Annotated in this window: 15 protein-coding genes, 1 tRNA gene and 2 pseudogenes; 8 read left to right on the top strand and 10 right to left on the bottom strand. The window is 67.8% G+C overall.

Annotation, left to right across the window (positions count from 1 at the left end; translation table 11 throughout):
* Positions 1 to 232: 232 nt before the first annotated feature.
* The 3 genes from ABZ622_RS27290 (at position 233) to ABZ622_RS27280 (ending at position 8,310) form a co-directional block, all read left to right on the top strand.
* Entirely contained in the window at positions 233 to 7,381 is a 7,149-nt protein-coding gene (locus ABZ622_RS27290) for a polymorphic toxin-type HINT domain-containing protein (protein ID WP_360547468.1), read from the top strand.
* Positions 7,375 to 7,770, top strand: a complete 396-nt coding sequence (locus ABZ622_RS27285) for a hypothetical protein (RefSeq protein ID WP_360547466.1) — start codon at positions 7,375 to 7,377, stop codon at positions 7,768 to 7,770. The genes ABZ622_RS27290 and ABZ622_RS27285 overlap by 7 nt, the downstream gene beginning before the upstream one ends.
* Positions 7,771 to 8,031: 261 nt before the next feature.
* Positions 8,032 to 8,310, top strand: a complete 279-nt coding sequence (locus ABZ622_RS27280) for a hypothetical protein (protein WP_360547464.1) — start codon at positions 8,032 to 8,034, stop codon at positions 8,308 to 8,310.
* Positions 8,311 to 8,787: 477 nt separating this feature from the next.
* On the opposite strand, the gene ABZ622_RS27275 is transcribed toward ABZ622_RS27280, so the two are convergent.
* From ABZ622_RS27275 to ABZ622_RS27260, 4 genes and pseudogenes are all read right to left on the bottom strand, one after another.
* Positions 8,788 to 9,873 carry a Dyp-type peroxidase gene (locus ABZ622_RS27275; RefSeq protein ID WP_360547462.1) on the bottom strand — a complete coding sequence of 362 codons (1,086 nt, stop codon included), beginning with the start codon at positions 9,871 to 9,873 and terminating at the stop codon, positions 8,788 to 8,790.
* Between the two features lie 136 nt (positions 9,874 to 10,009).
* Positions 10,010 to 10,475, bottom strand: a pseudogene (locus tag ABZ622_RS27270) (ArsI/CadI family heavy metal resistance metalloenzyme).
* A 62-nt stretch (positions 10,476 to 10,537) separates the two neighbouring features.
* Positions 10,538 to 11,515 (bottom strand): annotated as a pseudogene (locus tag ABZ622_RS27265) (flavoprotein); the annotation flags it as partial.
* A gap of 97 nt (positions 11,516 to 11,612) precedes the next feature.
* Positions 11,613 to 12,359, bottom strand: a complete 747-nt coding sequence (locus tag ABZ622_RS27260; protein WP_360547460.1) for a site-specific DNA-methyltransferase — start codon at positions 12,357 to 12,359, stop codon at positions 11,613 to 11,615.
* A gap of 305 nt (positions 12,360 to 12,664) precedes the next feature.
* Here ABZ622_RS27260 and ABZ622_RS27255 point away from each other — a divergent pair, with 305 nt between their 5' ends.
* On the top strand, positions 12,665 to 14,284 hold the full coding sequence (locus tag ABZ622_RS27255) for an IS1182 family transposase (RefSeq protein WP_360547458.1): 1,620 nt from the start codon (positions 12,665 to 12,667) through the stop codon (positions 14,282 to 14,284).
* 249 nt (positions 14,285 to 14,533) lie between these two features.
* The gene (locus ABZ622_RS27250; RefSeq protein ID WP_360547456.1) at positions 14,534 to 15,865 is read left to right on the top strand and encodes a site-specific integrase; all 1,332 of its coding nucleotides are present in this window, start codon (positions 14,534 to 14,536) and stop codon (positions 15,863 to 15,865) included.
* A 31-nt stretch (positions 15,866 to 15,896) separates the two neighbouring features.
* Here ABZ622_RS27250 and ABZ622_RS27245 read toward each other — a convergent pair.
* Positions 15,897 to 15,970: transfer RNA gene (locus tag ABZ622_RS27245), tRNA-Pro, on the bottom strand.
* A gap of 126 nt (positions 15,971 to 16,096) precedes the next feature.
* On the opposite strand from ABZ622_RS27245, the gene ABZ622_RS27240 reads away from it, so the two are divergent.
* Together ABZ622_RS27240 and ABZ622_RS27235 are read left to right on the top strand one after the other, a co-directional pair.
* Positions 16,097 to 16,798, top strand: a complete 702-nt coding sequence (locus ABZ622_RS27240) for a transketolase (protein WP_360547454.1) — start codon at positions 16,097 to 16,099, stop codon at positions 16,796 to 16,798.
* Between the two features lie 54 nt (positions 16,799 to 16,852).
* Complete coding sequence (locus ABZ622_RS27235) at positions 16,853 to 17,755, top strand: transketolase C-terminal domain-containing protein (RefSeq protein ID WP_360547452.1); 903 nt, start codon at positions 16,853 to 16,855, stop codon at positions 17,753 to 17,755.
* A 117-nt stretch (positions 17,756 to 17,872) separates the two neighbouring features.
* Here the strand turns inward: ABZ622_RS27235 and ABZ622_RS27230 are convergent, their stop codons facing one another.
* The 5 genes from ABZ622_RS27230 to ABZ622_RS27210 form a co-directional block, all read right to left on the bottom strand.
* A complete protein-coding gene (locus ABZ622_RS27230; RefSeq protein ID WP_360547450.1) occupies positions 17,873 to 20,089 on the bottom strand; it encodes a right-handed parallel beta-helix repeat-containing protein in 2,217 nt (738 codons plus the stop codon).
* Positions 20,086 to 21,552, bottom strand: coding sequence for a M1 family metallopeptidase (locus ABZ622_RS27225; protein WP_360547448.1), 1,467 nt, complete (start codon positions 21,550 to 21,552; stop codon positions 20,086 to 20,088). The genes ABZ622_RS27230 and ABZ622_RS27225 overlap by 4 nt, the downstream gene beginning before the upstream one ends.
* Positions 21,549 to 23,222, bottom strand: a complete 1,674-nt coding sequence (locus tag ABZ622_RS27220) for an extracellular solute-binding protein (protein ID WP_360547446.1) — start codon at positions 23,220 to 23,222, stop codon at positions 21,549 to 21,551. The genes ABZ622_RS27225 and ABZ622_RS27220 overlap by 4 nt, the downstream gene beginning before the upstream one ends.
* A 59-nt stretch (positions 23,223 to 23,281) precedes the next feature.
* Entirely contained in the window at positions 23,282 to 24,142 is an 861-nt protein-coding gene (locus ABZ622_RS27215) for a carbohydrate ABC transporter permease (protein WP_360547609.1), read from the bottom strand.
* Positions 24,143 to 24,224: 82 nt separating this feature from the next.
* Positions 24,225 to 25,238: an ABC transporter permease subunit gene (locus tag ABZ622_RS27210; protein WP_360547444.1), complete on the bottom strand. Its 1,014-nt coding sequence runs from the start codon at positions 25,236 to 25,238 to the stop codon at positions 24,225 to 24,227.
* Positions 25,239 to 25,577: 339 nt separating this feature from the next.
* Here ABZ622_RS27210 and ABZ622_RS27205 point away from each other — a divergent pair, with 339 nt between their 5' ends.
* The gene (locus tag ABZ622_RS27205; RefSeq protein ID WP_360547442.1) at positions 25,578 to 26,564 is read left to right on the top strand and encodes a hydroxyacid dehydrogenase; all 987 of its coding nucleotides are present in this window, start codon (positions 25,578 to 25,580) and stop codon (positions 26,562 to 26,564) included.
* Positions 26,565 to 26,722 lie beyond the last annotated feature (158 nt).

Genomic DNA, 26,722 nt, shown 5'->3' with positions numbered 1-26,722 from the left:
CCGGAGCGGCTGATCGTGGCCTCGGCGGCCGCTGCCGGCGGGCGGAAGAAGCCCGGTGCGGCAGTCGCAAGCTGGTCAACACTGCTGCGGGTCTGCCGCGTTGGCGCGATCTTGCCTCGTCCGGATCAATGGCGACAGTTTGTGTGTACCTTGTGACCGCTCGCATAGTGAGTGTGGGTGTCGTGAGCCATTTGTGGTTCATGAGGGGGTTCTGGGGAGGAGCGGCGTGCGCATGCGCGGCGAACGGTTCAGAACGGGTGTGTCCGCACGCCTGCGGGCACTCACGGTCGGGGTGCTGGGGTTAGCCTTATCGGTGGGGCTGGTGCCTGCAGAGGCGGCTCCATCTGCCGCCTCGTCGGGAATGCCCACCCGGGCTCAGGGCAGCACCCTCGGCGACTCGACGCCCGTTGGAAGCCCGGCGGGTCCGACTGCACCCGCGGCCGCCGAACCGACCACGAACAACGCGGTGTATGCCTACGATGCGGCATCCCGCCTCGTCGGTGTCACGGACCCGGCGGGCCAGACCGCTCGATACCGCTACGACGCGGCGGGCAACCGCCTCGGCGTGGACCGTTTCACATCGAGTGCCCTGTCGGTTCTCTCATTGGTTCCGGTTCGCGCTGCGGCGGGTGAGAGCGTCACTCTTTCCGGCACAGGGTTCTCTACAACAGCGGCCTCCAACACGGTCTCGTTCGGGACGAAGACGGCTGCGGTCACGTCGGCGTCGGCCACCCGGCTGGTGGTGACTGTTCCCGAAGGCGCGGCCAAGGAGCCGGTGTCAGTAGCAGTCGGCGGTGCCAGCGCCAAGTCGGCAGAGACCTTCACTCCGTCCCCGGGAAAGCCCAGCGTCACCTCGTATGCGCCGCCCTCCGGACCGCCGGGAACAGAAGTAGTGCTCTCCGGGGCCGGTTTCGCGTCTGCGGCGACGGACAATGTCGTCCGGTTCAACGGCGGCAGGATTGCAGAGGTCGTCAAGCGCGCTGATACAGCCCTGACAGTGAAGGTCCCCGCAGGTGCTACGACAGGCCGGATCACGATCGAGACCCCTGACGGCCGGGGATCGGCTCCCGGCGACTTCAGCGTTCCCCTGGAGGGAAATGAGTTCGAGACAACTGTTCGCACATCGCCGACCGATGAAGATCCGCCTTCAGTCTCGATCTCGGCCTCCGACAAGAGAGCCCGGGTTCTGATCGATGCCGACGCGGGTGACGCCCTGAGCTTCCACCTCTCCGGCTCGACGTTCAAAGGCGCCCTGCAGCTAAGGATGGTCTCTCCCCAGGACATCGAGCTCGATCAGGTCCGGGTGAACCCTGGCAAGCTCTTCGACTGGGATCTCACCGACCTGCCGGTCTCCGGAACATACTCCTTGGTCATCGAGCCATACAGCTCCAGTACCGGCGCGGGCGCCGTCACGGTCACCGCGTCTCAACCCCTGGCGCTCGGCCAGCTCTCACCGACCGATGCGACGCCTGCCAGCATCACCCTGAACAGGCCAGGGCGACAGGCGCGAGCCACCTTCGAGGCGGAGAAGGGCGACGACTTCTCGATTGGCGCGCTCGACAGCACCTTTGCCGGCGCGGCCTACATCACGGTGCAGACACCGTCCGGTGAGACTGTCGGCTGGGGAGGGACCTACATCCCTGCCGGGGCCTCCGTAACGGTCGGGCTGGGGGACTTGCCGGAGACGGGAACCTACACGGTCACCGCCAACCCCGACCCCGGGGTCACAGGAACGCTGGGACTTCTCCTGTCAACAGACGTCAAGGTATCTCCTTCGCCAGACGCTGCGTCCGTGCCAGTGGCGGTGGCTAGGCGTGGGCAGCTGGCGCGAGTGGAGTTCACCGCTCCGCCCGGCGGAATTGCAGGGATCGGCGTCACTGACGTAACCATCCCGATGAATTCGACCCTTCAGGCGTGGGACGCCGACGGAAATATCGTCGAGGGCGTCGGAAACGTCTTCGCGAACAGCGACGGTACTCTGCACCTGAACGACCTGACTCCTGGAGACAAGTACTCAGCGGTGCTCCAGACTTATGCAGCCTCCACCGGGTCGATGAAGTTCTGGCTTTCGACTCCGGTGACAACCGCGCCGCTCACAGTCGCCAGCCCCAGCACACAGGCGGAACTGACCCGACCTGGCCGGCAGTTGATCGTTCCCGTCCTCGCCGCGGACAACAGCGGGATCTCGGCCATCGTGTCCGGACCGGTTGCACTGAAGGGCACGGCCGCAGTCACAAGGGTCACACCCGACGGTCAAGTCATTAAGCACGGCACGATTGGGACACTGGGGGAGACAGGGGTGACCCTTCCCACGCCCCTGCAAGAGGGAACACACCGGATCCTGATCCAGCCCTCGCGTACAGCCATAGGCACCGTGACCGCCTCACGGATGGCCGGGGTAAACGCCGGCACGCTGACGCTGGGTGGTCCCAAGTCAACGGCCGTGATTTCTCATCCGTACCAGCATGCCTACTTCACCTTCACTGTCGATTCGGAGGACGGGACCAGTACCGACCTTGAGGTCGAGTCACCGTCACCATTCGACTGGATCGCGAAACTGGTTAATTCAGAAGGTGAGCAACGAGGCTCGGCGTACTTGCCCAAGTCGACCCTCTCCGCATCTTTCGACTTCCTCGATCCGGACACATACACGTTGGTGGTCGAGCCGATAGGCCCGTCGACCGGTCAGATCACTCTCGGTCTCAAGGACGGATCCGCCGCCGCGGCGAGCAGCGGTGACGGCGCGAGCGGTGCGGCGGGGATCGTTCCTGAGGGGGCGGATGCCTGGCAGCCGGGCAAGCAGCAGAAAGCCGGCCGGGACTGGGTGACAGGCCGCGGCGACGGGCCGAAAGCTCCCCGGAAACTTCGTTCGCCCCCGGGCAGAACGGCGTTGACCGGTCATGTGCTGAAGCTGGACGGGAAGCCCATGGCAAAGGTCACCGTCTCCGTCGGCGACAAGACGGCCAGAACCGACTCCCGCGGCAGATTCCTGCTGGCCAGCATCAGTCCCGACGCGAAGACCCTGGTTGTCGACGGTTCGACAGCCAACACGAGGAAGCGGCAGTACGGACGCTTCGACATACACATCAGCCCGAAGCGTGGTCGGAGCGTCGATCTCGGGTTCCCGGTCTGGATGACGCCCCTCGACACCAGGAACACGGTGAGCTTCGCCGCCCCGGCGAAGTCCGACGTGGTGCTGAAGACCCCGAAGATCCCTGGGCTCGAAGTCCGCATCCCCAAGGGGTCGGTGGTCCGGGACGAGAAGGGCAAGCCGGTCACGGAGCTGGGGATCACCGCCATACCCATTGACCGGCCACCGTTCCCACTGCCCGAGAACAGCGTCGTGCCCGTGTACTTCACCGTGCAGCCTGGCGGCACATACATCTTCCCCAAGGGCGCGCAGGTCATCTACCCGAACTACACACGCGAATCCCCCGGCACGCGCGTGGAGTTCATGGACTACGACCCGAAGAAAAAGGGCTGGTACGTCTACGGGCACGGGAAGGTGTCTGAGGACGGCCGCCAGGTCGTGCCCGATGCCAAGACACGAGTCTGGGCGTTTCACGGCGCGATGTTCAACATCCCCGACTGGCTGCCCTGGGACCTGTCGTGGGTGAAGGACGCTTTTGACTGGCTGTCCGGTGACCCTGTCGACCTGTCCACCGGAATGCTCACCGACTCACGTACCGACCTGGCCGTGTCCGACTCCCGCGGCTCGGCGGAAATCACCCGGACCTACTGGCAGGGCGACACGCGATCCCGTGCCTTCGGTATCGGACGCGACCTCTCCTACAACGTCTTCCTGCACTCGAAGAAACAGTACGAACAGGTCGACCTGTACTTGCCTGGCGGCCAGTCAGTCCCCTTCGTGCGCACGTCAGCCGGCACGGGCTACGCCGATGCCGTCTTCGAACCCTCCGGGACCCCGTCCGGATTCCACGGCTCGAAGATCGTGTGGGACGACGGGGCGTGGCACATGAAGTTCCGTGACGGCACCACCTGGATCTTCCCCCAGTACGCGCCCCTGAAGGAGATACGGGACCGGCACGGCAACGCCGTGCAGCTGACCCGAGCCGGCAACAAGGGCGAGATCACGCAGATCTCCACCCCCGGTGGCCGCTGGATCTCCCTCGCCTACGACACCAAGAAACGCGTTTCATCGATCCGGGACAACGCAGGCCGCACGACCGAGTACACCTACGACACCACCGGCCGCCTGGCCACCGTCAAGGACCCAGCCAACAGGATCAGCCGCTACACATACGACGGCACGTCCAACCGCATCAAGACAGCAGTGGATGCCCGCGGCATCACCTACATGTCCAATGTCTATGAGGGCGGGCGGGTCCGTGAGCAGACGCTCACCGAAGGCGCCAAGTACACGTTCGAGTACACGCTGACCGGCGCGGGCAAGGTGACCTCCACAACGGTCACGCAGCCCGGAGGATCCCTGAGGCGGGTCGAATTCGACGCCGACGGCTTCGGAGTCAAGGACACCCAGGCCCTCGGCACCGCCCTGGCCCGCACCACCCAGTACCACCGGGGGCCACACCACCGCGTGGACGCGGTCACCGACCCGTACGGCCGCCGCACCGAACTCACCTACGACACCAACGGATACATCACCCGCACCACCGAGCTCGCAGGCACGCCACAGGCACGCCAGTCCGGCGCCGCGGTCTACGACGGTCCGTACGACCAGCCCACCACCATCACTGATCCGTTGAACAGCACCACCATCCTCGGCTACGACGCCGTGGGCGACCTGCGTAAGATCACCGACCCCGAAAAGAGGGAAACCGCTCTCACCTACACCCCTGACGGGCAGGTGAAGACGGTGACCGACGCCTCCAACGCGGTGACCGAATACAGCTACCTGAACGGTGAGGTGACGTCGGTCAAGGACGCGGAAGGCCGCACCAGTAGCCAGTTCCTCGACTCGGCAGGACGGCCGTCCGCTCTGACCGACGCGGCGGGATCCCTCACGACTCTCACGTACGACTCTCTCAACCAGACCCGCAAGATCACCGATCCGCTCGGCCAGACCACTGCCCTGGATTACGACGAAAACGGCAACCTGACCACCCTCACCGATGCCCGCCAGAACCCCACCGTCTGGGAGTACGACAACGCCGACCGGGCCAAGTCGGCGAAGGACCCGCTGGGAGCACAGGCACTGTTCGCCTACGACGCCGCAGGCAACCTGGCGAAGGTGACCAGCCGCTCGAACCAGGTCGCCACAGCCGAGTACGACCTTCTGGGACGGGCGAAAAACACCAAATACGGCGTGAACCTGGCCGGCACGGCCGAGTCCACCGTCACCTACGCCTACGACGCGGTCGACCTGCCGAAGACGATCACAGACACCCAGGCAGGGACAGAAACCTTCGAGTACGACGCGTACGACCGGCCGAAGACAGTCACCGGACCCACCGGAACGGTCGCCTACGTCTACGACGCGGCAGATCGACGCAAAGAGATGACCGCAGCCGGGAAAACCACCCTCTACGACTACGACACCTCAAGCATCCTCAAATCCGTCGCCTCCGGCGACCAAACGGTCACCTTCGGCCTGGACGCGGTCGGCCGCGAGAAGACCGCCGCACTGCCGGGCGGAATCACCCGCACCACCACCCTTGACAAGACAGGCACCATCAAGAACATCAGCTACGCCAAGGGCGCAGCCGACATCGGTGACCTCTCCTACACAAGGGACGTACGCGGCCTCCAGACCGGCCTGTCCGGCACTCTCGCCTCGGTGGCGCTGCCGGCGGCAGAGACAGGCGCGGTGTTCGGGAAAGACAACCGGCTCACCACCTTCAACGGCCGCTCCTTCACCTACGACGCGGACGGCCAGCTCAAGACCGACGGCATCCGCGACTACACCTGGAACGCACGCGGCCAGCTCACCGGCCTGACCAAGGCCGGACAGAACAGCAGCTTCGGATACGACGCCCTGGGCACCCGCAGCACCAGGACCGTCGGCGGGACGACCAACAAGTTCCTCACCGACGGCAGCAACCCGCTGGTCGAACAGAACGGCACGGGCGACACCACCGCGACCGTAACCACCTCCGGCCTGGACGAATTCCTCACCCGCACCGAGAACGGCACCACCCAGACCTACCTGACCGACGCACTCGGCTCAGTGATCGGCCTCGCCAACAGCGACGGCACCATAGCCACCAGATACACCTACGACCCCAACGGCCAGACCACCACCACCGGCGCAGCCACCTCCAACCCGTACACCTTCACCGGCCGCGAGAACGACGGCACCGGCCTGCTCTACTACCGCAACCGCTACTACGACCCCGAAACCGGCCGCTTCATCTCCCAGGACCCCATCGGCCAAGCTGGCGGCACCAACCTCTACCAGTACGCCCTGTCCTCACCCACCACCTACACCGACCCCACCGGCAACAACCCCATGATCGCCGCCTGCGCCGTCGGCGGCCTCATGGACGGCGGCATGGACTGGGCGTTCCAGCGCCTCTCCGGCCGCAAGGTCAACTGGGGACAAGTCGGCAACGCCGCCCTGACAGGCTGCATGATGGGCATGGCCGGCGAAGCCCTGAGCGCCTTCATGGCCGCCAGGCGCACCATGCGCTTCACCGGCTGCTCGCCGCGCAACAGCTTCACCCCCGACACCCCCGTGCTCATGGCGGACGGCACCAGCAAGCCGATCAAGGACATCAAGACCGGCGACAAGGTCCTCGCCACCGACCCGCAGACCGGCGAAACCGGCCCCCGCGCCATAACCGCACTCATCGAGGGCAACGGGCAGAAACAACTCGTCGACCTCACCATCGACACCGGCCAGGCGCAGAACACAAAGACCGACAACATCACCGCCACCGAAGGCCACCCCTTCTGGATCCCCGCACTCCACCAGTGGATAGAGGCAGGAAACCTCAAAGCCGGCCAATGGCTCCAGACGAGCACCGGCACCTGGGTCCAGATCACCGCCACCACGCACCGAACCCAGTCAACAAAGGTCTACAACCTCACCGTTGATGACCTGCACACGTACTACGTACTGGCCGGAGGCGCTCCGGTCCTCGTCCACAATGACGGTGGCGCTCCGCATGTCACCCGTATCCAAAACCTCCTGGGAATGCGGCTGGACGACGCTCACGACTACCTGGAGAGAAATGGATTCACCCTGAAGAGCTGGTCCGACGGCAAGGGCGGCAAGGGCGGATACATGACCTATCAGAGCGGCGATGGTAGCAAGATCACCATCCGAGACAGCGACGGCAGGGTCACTCGCACCACCGTGATCGATAACGGCCCCAACAAGAAGAACGGGATCCAGCGCTGGGATGAGAGTGGAAATAAGACGCTATCCCACGACCACGGAGAATTTGTCAAGTGCTGAACGACGAGATGCGGGCGGAATGTGCTCGCCTCAATGACTACCTGTCGGCATACGAAGGAAACTTCGTCGACGGCGTTTCCTTCTTTGCCTCCGGAGACAGAGACATGTTGGAAGTGCGACTCCTCGGAGAGGCAGAACGACCCTCAATAGTTCTTCATCTCGAAGGAGTGCACGCCTACTCCCTGCAGAAGCCAACGGACTTGGACGGGGCGTTTGCCGACTCTCTATCCGTGACTGAGCTGCCTGCTGGCGACGCACCCTGGCCGGCTGGTGCGGAGGAGTTACTGAAAAGGCACTCCGGGCTTCCTGATCTGTACCTCGTCGAGCTCAGCGGACCTTTCTGGCTTGTCGCTGCAGCCAGCGTCCTGACCGTGTCGGCAGCGATTTAGGCAACCCCGCTTCCGGTATACTGGAATGAACGCAGGTCTCGCCCGGGTTCCCGGGCGAGACCCGACGAGTGGACAAGCACACGAAGTTCCTGGTAACTGCGGGCGATCTTGGTCGAGAACCCATCCACCAGGAGCTTCGCCGTTCCGCAGAACCGTCCAACACGCGGCCATCAGTGTCAGGTTGGAAAAGCTCACTGAGGGAAACGCATAGGCGTTTTCCCGAGGGGGGCTCCGCTTGGCTCCGTAAAGGCCTTCTGTAGGGTGTTTGACGGCAACGCAGCCGAACGCCGACGTTCCCACGAGGCCTCTCGTGGGAACGTCGGCGTTCTGGAGGGAGCGGAGAGCGATACCAACTGGCGGCCGTGCCGTCTGGGTCGGTATCCGGAGTTGAGAGCTGCGGATGAGGCTGTTGATGGCCTGGTGCTGGAGGCGGAGCCTTACGTGTGCGGTGACGCCGATGTGGATGTGACCGAGGTACTTCTGGATGACGACGAGTTCGACGACCTGTTCCAGGAGCAGCGTGGCGGTCGAGTGGTGTAGGTCGTGGAAGCGGATACGTCGGAGTTTGGCTCGAACACCATCTGTGGCGGCCCGACGTCGATCGTCGCCGAAGTTCACAACCTCATGGCCAAAGAGGCTGCCATTGCGGGTGCGCTGGAGTGAGCAACGGGCGGTGGCGGTGCCTGTGCTGAGGTCGCAGTCTTCCCAGTGGAGGGCAAGGAGTTCGGCTTTGCGGAGGCTGGCATGCACGGCGAGTTCGTACGTTGCGTGGAGCCGGTCGGTGCGGGGGCATCAAGGTATTGGCGGGCTGTGGCCGGGTGAGGGGCTGGAAGCACCCGGGCCTGGGTGCGGTGGTCTTGACGCTGAGGGACAGCTCATCTTTCCGGACGGCACGTAGGTCCTGGTTACGGAAGGCGGTTTGCTCCGCCAACGGTGGCCGAAGGTGGACCGCGGCTCGTCAGAAGTAATTCCCCTAGCGGGCCGCCCGCCTGCACCCAGATACGAGGTACACGCTCGCTATCTGAGCGCACCAATCCAGCCGTCGCCGCTCGGAGGAACGAAGAAGTAGCCGCCGCCTACGGTCAGCAAGTACTTTGCCATGGATTCTCCTTCCAAACGTTTCAGGGTCGCCTCGAATCCTTGAGACAAGTCTCGCTGGAAACAGGAGAAAATGATCCCCGTATCGCCGTTACCCCGGTCATAGCTGTAACTGCGCCGCACGATCGGTGGGGGGTTGCGGCGGTCAGGAACCGCGAGACGTACATGCGAATCAAGCGGCGTAAACCTGCCCGTTGGATCGGCCGCAAAGCTGGGCTGCTCGTCGGCCGGTGTACCGTCAAGCCATCCCCCATCGCGTCGACGCCCGACGATCCGTTCCTGTTCTCGTACCGAGTCTTTGTCCCATAGGTCGGTCGCAAACCGGATGATGCGTACAACCTGATAGCTGCCGCCCACAGCCCACTGCGGCTCGTCCTGATCAGTAGAAGTGAGCGCGCGGTCGAGGGATTCCCTCTCGGTGTCCGGATTACCGAAGCCCTCAGTGAAGTGGAACGGGTTACGAGCCAGACCCCTGCCGCCCTCGACCCGGTTAGCGGGACGAGAGCCATCAATGTGCCACCGAATTGCCCAGTGCGCCGAGGTAGTGTTCTTGACGCGTTCGACGGTCTTCCGTATCGCCGCAGCTCTTTCGCTCGCGATGTGCACAAGAACATCTCCATGTGACATGACGGGGTCAAGGAGGTCGCTCGCGAAGTGCGGCATTGCCTTGAGTTGGCGAGGGGCAGAATCCTCCGGCCCGAAGAAAGTCGCTCCCAGGGCGAACCCCACAGATGTGCCTGGCTCGGCGGCAGCGCGAACTCGTTTCGCCAGTTCTCTCAGCGCACCACGAGGCCGTCCAATATCGAGGGCAATCAATGCCACATGTCCTGCTGGCAAAAGTCCACGCAACTGAACGGGAACGCCAGCCAAGTCGTTGGAACCGGCACCGTCCCCTGCAACGCCCCTGCCTGCCAACCCGTAAGCAGCCGCACCACCACCCGCTAGAGCAACCGCCACGCCCGAAGCCACCAGGTTCCTACGCCGCACCACTTCGACCTCGCTCACTCCGATGAGCCCGTTGCGTCATCCGCTAGCCATCTTGTCAACCGAAGCACGCCCGCAACAGCGCTTCTAGAAACAGACTGCGCGGGGCCGCGACCGCCCTCTGTTCCGGTCGCGGCCCTGTGGGCGTCGAGCTCGGTCACGGGCAGGAGCCACCGGCCTCGGCCGGTGCGCCAGAGCCTGCTTCGGCAACGGGCGTGTCCGCGCAGCAGGCGCTGGTCTTCTGTTTGGCCAGGGAGTCGGCGTCGGCCTTGACGACGTACACCTCCCATGGTTCCTGGCCGGGGCCGCGGCCCCAGACCTTGTCCTGGAGTGCGTAGCAGCAGGTGTGTCGTTCTCGACGTCGGTCGCCAGCCCCTGGTCGGCGAGGCGGGTGGCGGCGGCGTGGACGGCTTCGGTGGTGTCGACTTCGATGCCGAGGTGGTCCATGCGCGTGTCCGCGCCCGGTGTGCCCTGGATGAGGACGAGTTTGAGCGGGGAGCGGCGATGGCGAAGTTGGCGTAGCCGTCGCGCAGTTTGGCCGGCTCGGTGCCGAAGAGCTTGCTGTAGAAGGCGATCGAGGCGGGAAGGTCGGGGAAGCGCAGTGCGAGCTGTACTCGGGGCATTGACGATCCTCCTGACACAGGGATGGAAGCGCCCCGGCCGTCATGGGCCGGGGCGCTGGGGCTCAGGCTCCGCAGCAGCCGCCGGACGACGGGGTTTCCTCAGCGGCTGCGACAGGCAGAGTGGTGCCGACGCCAATCTGTACGAGTGCGGGCGCCGGAGCGGCACAGCATCGTCCGCCGTCGGTCTGTTCGGCTGCCGGGTCGTCGAAGAGTCCGGCGCCGCCGCAGACTCCGGTTTCGGGGAGGGTGAGTTCGACGCGGTCGGCGGATTCGGTGTCGCCGACGATCGCGGCGGTGACGGAGCGGACCTGCTCGTAGCCGGTCTTTGCGAGGAAGGTGGGGGCGCGGCCGTAGGACTTCATGCCGACCAGATAGATGCCGGGTTCGGGGTGGGAGAGTTCGCGGTGGCCGTGGGGGTAGAAGGTGCCGCAGGAGTGCTGATTAGGGTCGATCAGCGGGGCCGGCTCGACAGGTGCCTGGAGGTGTTCGTCGAGGCCGAGGCGGATCTCGGAGAGGAAGGACAGGTCGGGGCGGAAGCCGGTCAGGACGATGGCCTCGTCGACCGGGTCGAGGCGGTGCCCGTCCTCACCGGCCAGGATCAGGCGGCCGTCCTCGTCACGTTCGATGGCCTCGGTGCGGAATCCGGTGACCGCGTCGGCGTGGCCGTTGTCGACGGCGGCCTTCGCGGCCAGGCCGAGGGCGCCGCGGGCGGGGAGCTGATCGGCGGTGCCGCCGCCGAAGGTGGATCCGCTGATGCTACGGCGCAGGATCCACACTGCGTGTGTGCTGGGCTCGTCCTTCGCCAGGTCGGCGAGGGTGGCCAGGGTGGTGAACGCGGAGGCTCCGGAGCCGATGACGGCGGTGCGCTTGCCCGCGTAGCGGTCGCGGACGGCCGGGTTCTTGAGGTCGGGGACGCGGTACGTGATGCGGTCGGCTGCCGTCTTTTCGCCAAGGGCGGGCAGGCCGCTGGCCCCGGCCGGGCCGGGGGTGGTCCAGGTGCCGGAGGCGTCGATGACCGCGCGGGCGAAGACACCCTCCTCCCCGCACGAAGGGCGGCTGGAGCATCGGTTTCTCGATGCACCAGCCGCCCATTTGGCGTCTGCGGTCCGTCGGCCCCGGCCTGATCGGTCTTCATGCTCATGCCTCCGGTCCGGCCAGGACGAGGTCGTCCTGGGTCAGCTCCGCCTGAAGCCTTCGCTCGGCGGCGTCGGCATAAAGTGCCGACAGCTCGACACCAACGAACTGCCGGCCCTCACGCAGGGCTGCGACTCCCGTGGAGCCGCTGCCAGTGAAGGGGTCGAGGACGGTGCCGCCCTCGGGGCAGATCTGCACGAGTTGCTGCATGATCTCGACCGGCTTCTGAGTGATGTGCACCCGGTCCCTGCGCGGCTGGGAGGCAGTGAAGTGGCCGGGCAGGTAAAGCTCGCGGTCCTTCGCGAGGCTGCCCTTGATGCCCCAGGTGATGAACTCGGCCGACTGTTTGAACCCACTCTTGCGGGGCCGGCTGGCGGGCTTGATCCATGGGATCGTGCCGCTCCAGGTCCAGCCCGCCATCTGCAGGGCGTCGGACGTGGTCGGCTCCTGGCGCCAGTCCGAGAAGACGATGGCGACCGAGTGCTCGGTGGAGGCCCGGTACGCCTCGGTGAGCAGGGCGGTCAGCCAGCTTCGATAGCTTCTCTGGTCCCGGTTCTCTCCGGGGAAGTTCTGCAGGTCGTGCGCGGATCCACTCGTGACGTACTTGGCTCGCGCGGTGCGACCGGTGCGGTCCGAGTTGGTACGTCCGCTGCTGTTGTACGGCGGGTCGGTGATGACGGCGTTGACGCTCTCGTCCGGGAGGGTCTTCAGCACGGTGAGGGCGTCGCCTCGGTGCAGCGTGTAGCTCATGCGCGGGGCCTCTTTCAGGAACACAGCGGGACTGGGCCCGGTCCGGATGGCGCACAACAGCGTTCGTTCCGTGCGGGGTTGCGCCGGAGGTTAGCCGTGTATTCCGGCCGGGCCTAAGCTTGACTCTGTCGGGGATCTTGAAGTTTCTCGGTGCGCCGGTGTGATCGGCGGGCATGCTCGGGATGTTCCGAGAGCCCATGCAGTTGCCGAGGTGTCCGTTGTCGCTCCGTCCTCGTTCCGGTGAGCAAGTCCCGCCTCTGACCGCGCAGATCGCGCGGGCGAGCAACCCGGATGGTACGGCGGCGATGTGGGTGAGAGACCGCCTGGACGGGCTGTGGCGTGACGAGGACTTCACCGACTGGTATCCGCGTGACGGGCGTCCGGGCCTCTCGCCCGCCCAGCTGGCCACCGTCTGTGTGCTGCAGTTCGTGCTTGGTCTGTCGGACCGGCAGGCCGCCGAGGCGGTGCGCTGCCGCATCGACTTCAAGTACGCCCTGGCCATGGAGCTGGACGATCCCGGCTTCCACCACAGCGTGCTGGCCGACTTCCGTGAACGTCTCACCGAAGGCGACCGCGCCGACCGCCTCCTCGACCTCGCGCTGGCCCGCCTGAAGGAGGCCGGCCTGGTGCGCGAGCGCACCACCCAGCGCACTGACTCCACCCATGTCCTGGCCGCGGTCCGCGACCTGACCCGGCTGGAGATGGTCACCGAGGCGGTACGTGCCTCGCTGGAGGAAGTCGCCGGTACCGCCCCGCACCTGCTGGACGAGCTGGTCGACGAGGAATGGGGTAGCCGTTATGGCCGTCCGGTCCGCCTGGGCAAGAACCCCACCAAGCCCAAGACCAGGATCCTCGCCACCGGCAACGACGCCGTCCGGCTCCTGGAACACCTCTACCAGCACGGGGGCGACCGCGCGTTTGGCCCTCGAGTCCAGGCCCTGCGCCAAATCGTGGTGCAGAACTATCACCACGACGTTTCGGGACACCTGCGCTGGCGCACCGCCGAGACGGAAGACGGGCCCGGGCTGCCGCCCTCGTCCCGGGCGATCGTCTCCCCGTATGACACCTCGGCCCGCTATGCCCGGCACGGGCACATCATCAGCTGGAAGGGGTTCTCCGCCCATCTGACCGAGACGTGTGCTCCCGACGGCCCCAACGTGATCACGGACGTGGCCACCACCGCATCCACCACCCACGACAGCCAGGTCCTGCCCGGCATCCACACCCGCCTGCACCGCCGCGGCCTGCTACCCGCCGAGCACCTGGTCGACAGCGGCTACACCTCCCTGCCCCACCTGGAACAAGCCGCACGTGATCACCAGGTCACCGTCTCCGGGCCGCTCCGGGGCAATCCCACCCGACAACACCGCCGAGGCGAGGGCTTCGCCCGGGACGACTTCCACATCGACTACGACCGCCAGCAGGTCACCTGCCCCCAGGGGCAGGTCAGCCAGGGCTGGCACCGCCCCTACCCGACCACCTCGCCCACCGCAGCCCCGCTGATCGTGGCACGGTTCACCAAAAGCCAGTGTCAGCCGTGCCCGGCCCGCGCGCAGTGCACCACCTCCCGCGCAAGCCACCGAACCGTGGGCCTTCCTCCGCGAGAACTCCGCGACCTGCAACTCCGCATCCGTGCTGAGCAACAGACACCCGAGTGGAAGACCCGCTGCGCGGTCCGCTCCGGAGTGGAGGGAACGGTCAACGAGTTCGCCCACGGCCACGGCATGCGCCGCTGCCGCTACCGAGGGCAGGGCAAGGTCCACCTCCAGCACGTCCTGACCGCCATCGCCATCAACATCGAGCGCCTCAGCGGTCTCCCGGCGACCGAGGAGGCACCCCCTGCCCGCCGACCGACCGCCTTCCAGACCTACCTCGATCAGCACGAGATCCCCCGGCCGAAGTCCTGGCGCACCCTGGGCACCTGACCTCGGCAACTCCAAGATCCCCGACAGAGTCAAGCTTAGTGGCGCGCCACCCCCGACAACCATCTGCCAAGGCACAGCAAGGGAAATCTGCTGGTCACGACCTCTCTGGCGGGCGTGGTGGTCGCGTGTGGTCGCAGGATGAGAGTGTCGGACCTTCCCCGCCTCGTGGAGGCGATCGCCATGCGCTCCAGCACCGGCCGCGGCCGCACCTACCGTCGCTGCGGCTGCAGAGACACCCAACGTCACCAGATGGGTGCCCACTGTCCTCATCTGCTCGTCGACAGCACCCACGGGACCTGGACCTTCGCCGTCGACGTCCCCGCCCCGGGCCGCTGTCGGACGACGGTGCGCCGGGGCGGCTTCGCCAGCCAGGATGCGGCCGAAGAGGCACTACGCCGGTTCCTCGAGGGTCAGGCCGGCGGGTTCGACGCGGATCCGAACCAGACCGTCGCCACCTACCTAGACGCGTGGCTGACGGCGAAGGCGCTGGTGCTGAAGCCGACGACGATGGCCCGCTACCGCGACTACGTCCGCAACGACCTCATCCCCGCGTTCGGCACCCTCAAGCTCGACCAGCTCGCCCACCGCCACATCGCGGCCTTCGTCACCGGCCAGCTCGCCGCCGGCCGCGGCCGCACCACCCTCTACCGGTGCCTCGCCGCCCTCTCCAGCGCCCTCGGCGACGCCGTCCGCCAGCACCGCCTCCCCCACAACCCGGCCTCTCCCCCGGTCCTGCGCCGGCCGCCGTCGCCAGAGCGGCGGATCTGGACGGCGCAGGAGGCGGCCCGCTTCCTCGGCCACTGCCACCAGGCCGACCCGGAGATGGCCCACCTGTTCGAGGTCCTCATCGGCACCGGCATGCGCAAAGGCGAAGCCCTCGGCCTGCACTGGGACGACGTCCACCTCGACCAGGGCATGCTCTACGTGCGCTGCACACTCTCCGCAGTCGACAACAACCGCCTGGCCATCACCACACCGAAGACCCGGTCGAGCAGAGGCTGGGTCGCCATCTCACCCCGCGTCGCCACAGCCCTCCGCCGCCGGGCACACTCGGCACCCCGAACCCGCGGAGACCCCAACGACCCGTTCACCGGGCTGGTCTTCTGCCGACCCAACGGCCGCCCGCTCGGGCCGCATCTGGTGCTCGACCGACTCCACCGACTGTCCGAGGAGGCCGGGGTCCCCCGGGTCACGGTCCACGACCTACGACATCTCGCCGCCACCATCACCATCTCCGCCGGCGTCCCGCTCACCGTGGTCTCCAAGACGCTGCGACACTCCACCCTGTCGACCACCGCGAACCTCTACAGCCACCTCACCCAACAAGCCGCGCACCAAGCCGTCGACACCATCGACCACACCCTCACCACGGCCGCACGAGCCGCCGACTACCCGACTCGGCCGGGATGGCTGCGACCACCACGCGACCACATCCACCGCCTCCGCGCAGCCGTCCACCAGCTCCGCTCCCTCGCACCGCACGCCGCCACCGGCACCACTTGCAAACCGGCCCCGGCCCGTGCGACCACACTGCGACCACCACGCCCCCGGACGCACGAAAGGCCGCCCTCCCATGGATGAGAGAACGGCCTCCGACCTGCTAAAAGCAGAGTCGGGACGACAGGATTTGAACCTGCGACCCCTTGACCCCCAGTCAAGTGCGCTACCAAGCTGCGCCACGTCCCGATGCCCGCCTGACCTGGGGTTTCCCCCCGGCTGAACGCGCATGAGAACAATACCGCACTCGGGCGGGTGGTCACGAACGCCTTTGCCGCTTGACCTCAACCATGCTTGATGTTCAACGCTGGTCCCATGACGAACTCCACCGCCGCGCCGACGCGCGACCACCATGACATGTACCGCCTGATGAGCCTGATGACCGGGGCCGAGAAGCACGGCCCCGCCGCGACCTCCACCCTCGACGTCCTCTGGGTGCTGTACGACCGGGTGCTGCGGGTGACGCCCGACACCGTCGACGCGCCCGACCGCGACCGGTTCCTGCTGTCCAAGGGGCACGGGCCGATGGCGTACTACGCGGTGCTGGCCGCGCACGGGTTCTTCGACGAGGAGCTGCTGCCGGGGTTCGGGTCGTACGGATCGCCGCTCGGGCACCATCCGGACCGGACGCTGGTGCCGGGGGCCGAGATCGGCAGCGGGTCGCTGGGGCACGGGTTGCCGCTGGCCGTGGGGAGTGTGCTCGGGCTGCGGGCGCAGGGGCTCACCGATCCCCGGGTGTGGGTGCTGATCGGCGATGCCGAGCTGGACGAGGGCAGCAATCACGAGGCGCTCGCCTACGCGGGCCCGGCCGGGCTGGAGCAGCTGCACACCGTGGTGATCGACAACGCTTCGGCCTCGTACGCCCGGCCGGGCGGGATCGCGGCCCGGTTCGAGGCGGCGGGCTGGTCGGTCGCCTCCGTCGACGGGCGGGACCACGAGGCGCTGTACGCGGCCTTCACCGCTCCGCATCCCGGGCGGCCCCGGGCCGTGGTCGCGCAGGTCGACCCCAAGCCCTGAACACACCGGGTGAAGGACCGAGACACCGTACGCAACACGAGAGGGACACTTCAGATGGACACGATGCGTGACCGCTTCATCGCCACCACGTCGCAGCTGCTGGACGAGGACCCGCGCCTCGCCCTGGTCCTGGCCGAGATCAGCCGGGACGGCTTCGGCCCCGCCGCGCGGGCCCATCCGGACCGGGTCGTCAATGTGGGAATCAGGGAGCAGCTGCTGATCGGGGCGGGTGCCGGGATGGCGCTGACCGGTCTGCGGCCGATCGTGCACACCTTCGCCGGCTTTCTGGTGGAGCGGCCGTTCGAGCAGGTGAAGCTGGACTTCGGCCACCAGGGAGTGGGCGGGGTGCTGGTGAGCGCCGGAGGCTCGTACGACTGGCCGGCCGGTGGATTCACCCATATGTCGCCGGGCGATGTGGCGCTGCTGGACACCCTCGACGGCTGGACGGTCCATGTGCCGGGCCACCCGGACGAGGCGGAGGAGCTGCTGCGGGAGGCCGCGGCCGGGGACGGCCGGGTGTACGTACGGCTGTCGGTGCAGTCCAACGTGCGGGCGCGGCCGGTCGGCGCGGGGGCCGGGTTCACCGTGGTGCGGGAGGGGACGGGCGGGGTGGTGATCGCGGTCGGGCCGATGCTCGACAACGTGCTCGCCGCGACCGAGGGGCTCGATGTGACGGTGCTGTACGCGACGACGGTGCGTCCGTTCGACGCGGCCGGGCTGCGGCGGGCGGTGGGTGATCGCGGGGCCGCCGATGTGGTGATCGTCGAGCCGTATCTGGCGGGCACCTCGACCGCTGCCGCCAATGACGCGCTCGCCGAGCTGCCGCACCGCGTGCTGGGGCTGGGTGTGGGGCGGGCCGAGCTGCGCAAGTACGGGGAGATGGACGAGCACCTCGCCGCGCACGGGCTGGACGCGCGGGGGCTGCGGGAGCGGATCGGCGGATTCCTCCGCCGCTGACCGGGGCGGAGCGGGGCGAAGTGGCCCGGGGCCGTGTCCGCGGTGCCGTACTGGTCGGCGAACGGCGGCTCCGCGTCGCCGGGCGGCTCGGGGCGGCCCGGCGACACGGAGGAACCGCTACGGGTGGACGAGCACCTGGGACAGTGCCACGCGTCCGGTGCCCGACGTCACGATCCGCACGGTGCGGGTGCGGCTGTCCAGGTCCAGGACCGACGGGCGCAGTGCCTTTCCGCTGACGTGGATCGTTCCGTCGTCCGTGACCACGTCGAAGTCGGCGGTCGTGGAGGAGGAGTTGTTCCAGATCTCGATCTGCCGGATCCGCCGCTGGGCGCCCAGGTCGACCTGCCACCAGGCGCCCGCCTCGGACAGGGTGCGGGTGTCGGTGTTGGTGTCGCCGTCCAGGGCGAGTGCCGCGTCAGCCGTGCCCTCGGTGGAGGACTGGGTGGCGGTGCCGGTGCGGGCCAGGTCGGTGCGCAACTGTTCGACGGGGCCGCCGTGGGCGCCTGCCCGGCTCGCGACGGCGAGCGCCTCGGCCGGCAGCCGGTCCAGGCCGGTGAGGTTGTCCGTCATGACCGAGCCCTTGCCCCCGAGTGCGGGCGCGGCGGTGTCGGTCCAGTTGCCCCGGGCGGTGTTCTCGATGCCGTAGTCCGCCCAGTTGGAGACCCACTTGTACCCGATCCGGGTGATGACATTGCGTTCGACGCGGATGTGCGAGGACTGTTCGTCGAGGTAGATGCCGTTGCCGTCGCGCTCGGTGTTGCCGAAGGCGGAGCGGTTGATGTAGTTGCCGGAGAGGACCGTGCCCGGCTGGGCGCCCTGGGTGTAGATGGCCCCGCCGTCGTGCTGCTCCTGGGCGACCTCCATGACGTCGGTGATCCGGTTGTCGGTCACCTTGTTGTCGCGCAGGACGGACTTCTGGGACTCGGGCTGGTTCCAGCCCCAGCCGACCGAGATCCCGGAGTACGGGAGGTGGTCCAGGCTGTTGTGATCGATGGTCAGCCCGGCCTCGTACCCGGCCCAGATGCCCACCGAGTCGGTGTACTCGACGCCGGAGCGGGTGATGGTGTTGTACGCGACGGTGTTCCGCTCCCCCGCGAGCGCCGCCGACGGCATCGGCTCGGTGTCGCCCACGTAGACGGCGCCCGAGGACAGGTCGGTGAAGGACGAGCGGGTCACGGAACTGTCCTTGGTGCCCGCTTCGAGGATCGCGCCCGCTCCGCCGAGCCGGCCGAACCGGCCGTTCTCGATGCTGATGTGCCGTCCGCCGCGGACGGTCACCGCCGCGGAGGGCTTGGTGTAGAAGCGGCCCGCGTGGTCGACGGGGCCGGTGGCTCCGGTCAGGGTGAGACCGGCCTGCATGCCCGCGTAGCCCTCGTCGGTGCCCGGCTGACGGTACGCCGCGTATGCGAAGCCGATCCCTTTGACGGTGACGTCATGGGCGCCGTCGACGACGAGCAGCTGTTCGGTGTGCGGGGTGACGGTCTGTGCGCGGCGCATGTTCTCGCCCTTGCGCGGCAGGTAGGTGACGGTGCGGTTCTTCGAGTTCCAGACGAACTCGCCCGGTTGGTCGAGGAGTTCGGGGGCGTTCTCGAAGAAGGCGACGCCGCTGTAGCGGGCGGAGTCGACCGTCGTGGAGTCCCAGGAGGGGCCGGTGCGATCGGTGCCGCTCGCCGAGTTGGTCCAGCAGGGCTGGGCGAAGGTCATGACATCGCCGTTCACGGCCGTGATCCGGCAGTGGTAGTTGCGCCAGCGGACCCGGATGACGGCTTCGGCGTCGGTGGGTCGCTGCCACTTGGCGATGCCGGTCGCGACCGCACCGGTCATGCCGGTCTTCGTGGCGTCGCAGGTGCTCGCCGCGCAGGCCTCGCCGCGGGCGGGGGTGGCGCGCCTGCCGTCGACGAAGAGCTGGCGGGGGGTGACGCCGGCCGGGACCCCGGCGGACCAGGTGCCGTCGGTGTTCTGCCGCCAGCCGGTGATGTCCCGTCCGCCGGAGAGGACGGGGCGGGCGCCGGGGGCCGCGCTCCAGGTGACGGTGTGGCCGTTCTTCCCGGAGTCGGCGGCGCCGAGCCTGAGCGGTTCGTCGAGCTGGTACGTGCCGTTCTTCAGCAGGACGCGGATGTCGCGCCCGGTCTCGGTGCGGGCCCGGTCGCGGGCGCCCTCGGGGGTGCAGGGGCGGGCGATTGTGCAGGAACTGCCGTGTCCGTCCGGGGCCGCGTACAGGGTGCGGGGGCCGGGTGCGGCCTGGGCGGTGGGGGCGGCGAGGAGTGCGGCCAGGAAGGCGGCGGTGGCGGCAGCGGCGGTTCCTCGTACGGTGTTCAGGGGGCGGCGGTTCACGCGGAGGCCTTCCAGTCGGGGTGGCCGGGCATGGGCGGGTTCACGGCTCCGAAGAGCCAGTCGCGCAGGAACGGGTCGAGGGAGGGGTCGCGGGTGACGTCGACGGTGTGCCGGATGAACGCCTCGCTGGTGTAGGTAGAGTCCTTGAAGCGCTTCACCCACTCGCGCATGACCTTGTCGAACTTCCGCTGACCGATCCGGAGGCTGAGGGCGTACAGGACCAGGGCGCCGCCGTCGTAGATGTTGGTGCCGCCGAGCGCCTTGGGCAGTCCGGGCGGGCCGTCGGCGGCGCGGACCGCGTCGAGCTTCTCGTACGTCGCCTTCATCTTGTCCTCGAAGACCGACCAGCCGCGCTCCTCGCCGTACAGACCGGCGTAGTACACGGCGGGGCCCTCGTTGAGCCAGGCCTGCTGCCAGTCGTTCGGGGTGACGGAGTCGCCGAACCACTGGTGGACCAGCTCGTGGACCATGGTGGTCTCGTAGCCCGGCTGCCCGTTGGCATTGAGCTTGAACCAGTTGGTGGAGAACAGGGAGAGGGTCTGGTTCTCCAGGGCGTCGGTGTAGCCGTCGTAGATGTGGACGCCGTAGACGGAGAACGGGTACCGGCCGAACTTCGCCTCCAGCCAGGCCAGATGGTCCGCGGTACGGGCGACGATCGGGCCGTACTTGTCCTCCTGGCCCTGCGGGACGATGTGGCGCAGCGGAAGTCCGCGGTGGCTGGTGCCGTACAGGTAGGTGCCCTTGACGACGGCGATGCCGATGAGCTCGGTCGCCATGCGCTCGCGGAGGGCGAAGTGCCAGACGGTGGAGCCGTCGCCGCGCGGGGTCATGTGCAGGAGTTCGCCGTTGGCAGTGGCGACATAGCCCTGCGGGGCGCTGATGTGGAAGGTCCAGGTCGCCTTGTCGGACGGGGTGTCGTTGCAGGGCAGGAAGGTGTCGGCGCGGGAGGACTGGGCGGCCGACGCGAAGCCGCCGTCGGTGCCGAACTTCCAGCCGGTCAGGCCGAGTCGGGGCGACTTGCCGTTGCCCCGGTAGCGCACCTCGGTGCTGAACGCCTGGCCGTTGTGGAGCGGCCGGGCGGGCGTGACGGTGAATTCCTGGCCGCTCTTGCCGGGCGCGAGCGCCCAGGTGGCGGGGCGGCCTCCGACGGTGACGGAGTCGATGGTGTGGCCGTCGGTGTCCAGGTTGAACGCGGAGAGGTCCTGGGTGGCCTTGGCGTTGATCCGCACCACGGCGGTGAAGTCGTAGGTGACGGGGGTGAAGTCGAAGGTGAGGTCGTAGTGGACGACCTGGTAGCCGCCGTTGCCGAGGGTCGGGAAGAGCGGGTCGCCGACGCCGTCCGAGCCGGGCTTCGGGTCGAAGCCGTGCGACCGGGCGGAGGCGGGCGAACCGAGGGACGGTACGGCGACGGCCGCGGCCACTGCCGCGCCGCCGAGCTTCAGGGCCGAGCGTCGGGTCGTCACTTCTTCCCCTTCTGGAAGGCTTCCTCGAACTCGCCGCGGGCCTGCTCGCCGCCCTTGGCCAGGTAGTCCTTGACGAGCTGGTCGTAGGCGGACATAGGCTTGCGGCCGGAGATGATGTCCTTCAGCGCGTCTCCCTTCAGCGTGTTGAGGCTGCCGGAGCCCTTGGAGTCCCAGGTGGGCGAGGAGTACTGGAGCGTCGGGTCCGGCTCCATCATCGGGATCATCTTGGTGAAGGTGTCGTGCACGTGGCGGACACCCTGCTCGGAGTCGGCGCTGAAGATGGCCGGGACCGCGGAGGCCATGAACTTCCAGGGCACGGTGACGTCCTGGGTGCCCTGCTTGGTGAGCGCCGGGTTGCCCTTGGCGTCCCGGGTGAAGTCCTTGCCCTCGACCCCGTAGTTGATGAGGGTGTACTCCTGACTGCCGAACGGGGACGCGGCGAAGTCGGCGAGGGCCAGGATCTGCTTGACGCGGTCCCCGGACGCCTTCTTGATGTGGGTGTTCTGGAGCGAGATGTTGTCCATCCAGGCGACGGCGTCCTTGCCGACCGGCACGAACGGGCGCGGGTCGTACTTCTTGTCGATCGCCCTCATCGAGGCGATGTAGCCGACGCCGGGCGCCAGGTAGGTGGGCATGCCGTCGTAGACGTAGGCGCCCTTGCCGTTCTTGAACATGTCCGTGTACTGGGCCTTCTGCGCCCCGGACATCTGGAGGGTGCCCGGGTAGTAACAACCGGCCTTGTACAGCAGCCGGGCGGTCTCCACCGCCTTGCGGTACTCCGGGGTCTCCAGGTCGACGGTGAACTTGCCGGTCTTCTCGTCCAGCCGCCAGAAGTTGGGCGCGCCCGCGGACATGGCGAGCATGCTGGTGGCGCCCGCGATGATGGCGTACTGGTCCTTCTTGGGCCGGGTCAGCTCCTTACAGACCTCGACGAACCGGTCGAGGTCGGTGATCTGGTCGAGGCTGCTGACGCCGACCTCCTCGAACAGGTCGTGGCGGTACACGCCGGCACCGCCGGTGCCGGTGCGGGCGATCGGGATGCCGTAGAGCTTCCCGCCGAAGATGGCGGACTGCCAGGCGCCCTTCGGGATCGCGGCCAGGTTCGGGTAGTCCTTGACCTTGTCACCGGCGAGGTACGGGGTCAGGTCGGCGCACTTGGCCTGGAGAAAAGCGGCCTTGTTGTCGACGCCGCCGCTCTCCGGGTACATGAAGAGGTCCGGCAGGCTGTCACTGGCGACCATGGTGGAGAACTTGGTGCCGTAGTCGTCGGCGGGCACGGCGGTGATGTTCACCTGACCGCCGAGGAGCTTCTCGATCTCCTGCCAGGCGGCGTTCTTGCCACGGGCGGGCGGCGGCGGGGAGAAGGTCTCCATCGTCGCGCTGATCGGCTTCGCCCCCTTGAGTGGGGTGCTTTTCGTGGCGCGCAGCGGCTTGGCCGGGTAGCTGAAGAAGCCCTGCGGAACACCGGCCGCGGTGCCCGCCAGGTCGGGGTTGAGGCCGATGTTGCGGACCGCGGTCTGCGGGAGCAGCGAGGCGCTCTTGGCCTCCGCCTTCGCGGTCGTGCCGCCGTCGCCGCAGGCGGCGAGCAGCGGGGCGGCGGCCAGTCCCAGACCGACGCCCGCACCCATGCGGAACAGTGCTCTGCGGTTGATGGGGGTGGAGCTCGACACCTGAATCTCCTTGGGAGAGGGGAAGGAAGGAGTGGGGGGCGGTGTGGCGGTGGCCGTGCTCAGCCCTTGACGGCGCCTGTGAGCACGCCCTTGGTGAAGTAGCGCTGGAGGAACGGGTAGACGCACAGGATCGGTACGACGGCGATCACCAGGACCGCCATCTGCACGGCCTGCTGCGGGGCGAGCACCTCGCCCGCCGAGGCGGCGTTCAGGCTCTGGCCCTGGAGCACATAGGTGCGCAGCACCATCGGCAACGGCCACTTGTCGGAGTCGTTGAGGTACAGGAGCGAGTTGAAGAAGGCGTTCCAGTACGTCACCGCGTAGAAGAGGCTGATCACGGCGAGGACGGCCTTGGACAGCGGCAGCACGATCCGCACCAGGATGCGGAAGTCGCCCGCCCCGTCGACCTTCGCGGCGTCGTACAGCTCGTCCGGCAGGTTCATGAAGAAGGACCGCAGGACAACCAGGTTGAACGCGCTGACCAGGGTGGGCATGACGAGCGCCGCGTAGGTGTCGTACAGGCCGAGGCCCTTGACCAGCAGGAAGTTCGGGATGATGCCCGCGTTGAAGAGCATCGTGAACAGGGCCGTCATCAGGATGAAGCGGGAGCCGGTGACGTCGCGGCGGGAGAGACCGTACGCCATGCCCACGGTGACCAGGAGGCTGGCGAGGGTGCCGAGGACCGTGATGCCGACGGAGACGATCAGCGCGCGGGTGACGACTCCGCCGGTGAAGATGGTGCGGTAGGCGTCCAGGGTGGGGTGGTCGGGCCACAGGACGAGGCCGGAGCTCTTGATGATGTCGGTCTGCGAGGCGAAGCTCGTGCCGATGACGCCGACCAGTGGGTAGGCGACGGCGAGGACGACCACGACGATGGCCATCGCCTTGGCGGTCTGTCCGATGCGGGTGGGCCGTTCCATCCACGGGGGCCGGCCGTCGGACTTCCGTACGGGAGCGGGCGGGGGCGCCGGTGCGGTGGATTCCGTAGTGGCGCGCGTCTTCTCAGCGGTCAGCACCGCGGTACACCCCTTCGTGGCCGAGTCGGTGGGCGAACTTGTTCGCGCCCAGGACGAGTGCGGTGCCGATGACCGCCTTGACGAGTCCGACGGCGGCGGCTACGCCCCAGTCGTTGTCCTTGATGCCGTGGTAGTAGACGTAGGTGTCGAGGACCTCACCGGCGTCCGGACCGACCGCGTCGCGCTGGAGCAGAATCTGCTCGAAGCCGACGGAGAGGATCTGTCCGAGGTTGAGGATCAGCAGCAGGATGAGCACGGGGGCGATGCCCGGCAGGGTCACGTGCCACAGGCGGCGTCGTGGTCCGGCGCCGTCGATGGCGGCGGCCTCGTACTGCTGCTTGTCGATGTTCAGCAGCGCGGCGAGGATGATGATCGTGCCCCAGCCGGCGTCCTTCCAGGCCACCTGGAGGGTCAGCAGCCAGGGGAAGGCGTCGGGGTCGCTCATCATGTCGTAGCGCGGCAGCCCCATTCCCCCGAGGACGTCGGGCAGGAGCCCGGCACCGCCCAGGATCTGCTGGAAGATCGAGACGATGATGACCCAGCCGATGAAGTGCGGCAGATAGACGACGCTCTGCACGAACCGTCTGATCCGGTCGCTGGCGATGCTGTTGAGCAGCAGGGCCAGGGCGATCGGGATCGGGAAGAAGAACACCAGCTGGACGAGGGCGATCTCCAGGGTGTTGAACGTCGCGGACCAGAAGGCCGGCTCACCGAACGCCGCGGAGAAGTTGGCGAACCCCACCCAGACGCTGTGCATGTAGCCGAGGTACGGCTGGTAGTCCTGGAACGCCACGACGTAGCCGAGCAGCGGTACGTAGTGGAATACGACGAAGTACAGCAGTCCGGGCAGGGTGAGCAGCAACATCACCCGGTCCCGCTTGATCCGCTGCCAGAGGCTCGGCCGGTGCTGTGCGTCGACGGCCCCGGCAGCGGGCGGGGAGGGTGTTTCAGCCTTCTGCCGCCGCTTCTCCCGCGGCAACGGGGGTGCTGTTTCAGCCATGGTGCGTCCTGTTCGGCTGGGTGGCGCGTGGTGGGCCTTCTGGGGCCGCAAGTTAGTAAGCGGTTAACCCAAGCGTCAAGAGATCCGGGCAAAAGTAGTTGAGTCGCGATGTCCCGGCGGCCGAATCCAGCACCTCGAAACCATAAATATGCTGCAAAATTGGACAGTTGAAGCGGTCGAGAGCTTGACGGTCGGCCATCACGCTCCCTAGCGTGCCGGTCATCCCATAGAACGCGATTACTGTCCGGAGGCAGGGTGCGAACCACCGAAGAGGCACCGGCACATTCCGGTAGCGATGCCACGACACCGTCCCCGCGACGGCCGCGCACGCTCCTGGTCATGAGCCCCGGGCTGCTCGACGATGTCTTTCCGCCGCCGGTCCGGGCTCGCCTGGAGGAGACCGCCGACCTGCTGAATCCGTCCGTGATCAGCGAGTTCGACTCTCCGGAGGCCTCGGCGGCACTGAGCTCCGCGGAGGTGCTGCTCACCGGCTGGGGCTGCCCGCCCGTCGATGCCGGGCTGCTGGACCGGGCGCCCGCGCTGCGTGCCGTGATCCATGCGGCCGGCACGGTGAAAACGTTTCTGTCCCCGGTTGCGTTCGATCGCGGGATCGTCGTCTCGTCGGCCGCCGCCGCCAACGCGGTGCCGGTCGCCGAGTTCACCCTGGCGGCGATCATCATGGGCGCCAAGCGGGTGTTCCCGCTGGCAGGGCTCTTCCGCACCCGGCGCACCCACCGCACCGGCGCCGACCTCGACCAGCAGCACTGGCTCGGCACGCACGGGCTGACCATCGGTGTGGTCGGGGCCTCCCGGATCGGCCGCCGGGTCATCGAACTGCTCCGGGTGCTCGACGCCGAGGTGCTGCTCCACGACCCCTACGTCAGCGCGGCCGAGGCGGAGCTGCTCGGCGTCACCCCGGCCGACCTCGACACCCTGGTGGCGACCAGCGACGTGGTGACCGTGCACGCCCCGGACACCGCGGAGACCCGCGGGATGATCGACGCCCGGCGGATCGGCCTGATGCGGCCCGGCACTCTGCTCGTCAACACCGCGCGCGGCCCGCTGGTGGACACCGAGGCGCTGACCGGGCACCTGGTCAGCGGGCGGCTGGACGCGGTCCTCGACGTCACGTCGCCCGAGCCGCTGCCGGACGGCCACCCCCTGTGGGACCTGCCCAACGTCTTCCTCACCCCGCATCTGGCGGGCGCCCAGGGCAACGAGGTGGGACGGCTGGGGGCGCTCGCGGTCGACGAGCTGGTCCGGTACGCGCACGGCGCACCGTTCGACCACCCGGTGCACCGGGACGACCTGGGGAGGATCGCGTGAGGCCGGTCGCCCACTCGGGCGCGGGGCCGGTCGCCCCCTCGGGCGCGAGGTCCGTTGCCCGCGCGGGCGGGGGTGGCGGCCTCCGCGCGGGCGGGGGTGGCGGCCTCCGCGCAGGCGCGGGTGGCGGCCTCCGCGCAGGCGCGGGTGGCGGCCTCCGC

The organism is Streptomyces sp. NPDC007164, from assembly GCF_040634135.1.
GTDB lineage: Bacteria > Actinomycetota > Actinomycetes > Streptomycetales > Streptomycetaceae > Streptomyces > Streptomyces sanglieri.
The sequence above is the reverse complement of the archived record's forward strand: the minus strand, read 5'-3'. Positions and strand labels throughout refer to the sequence as shown.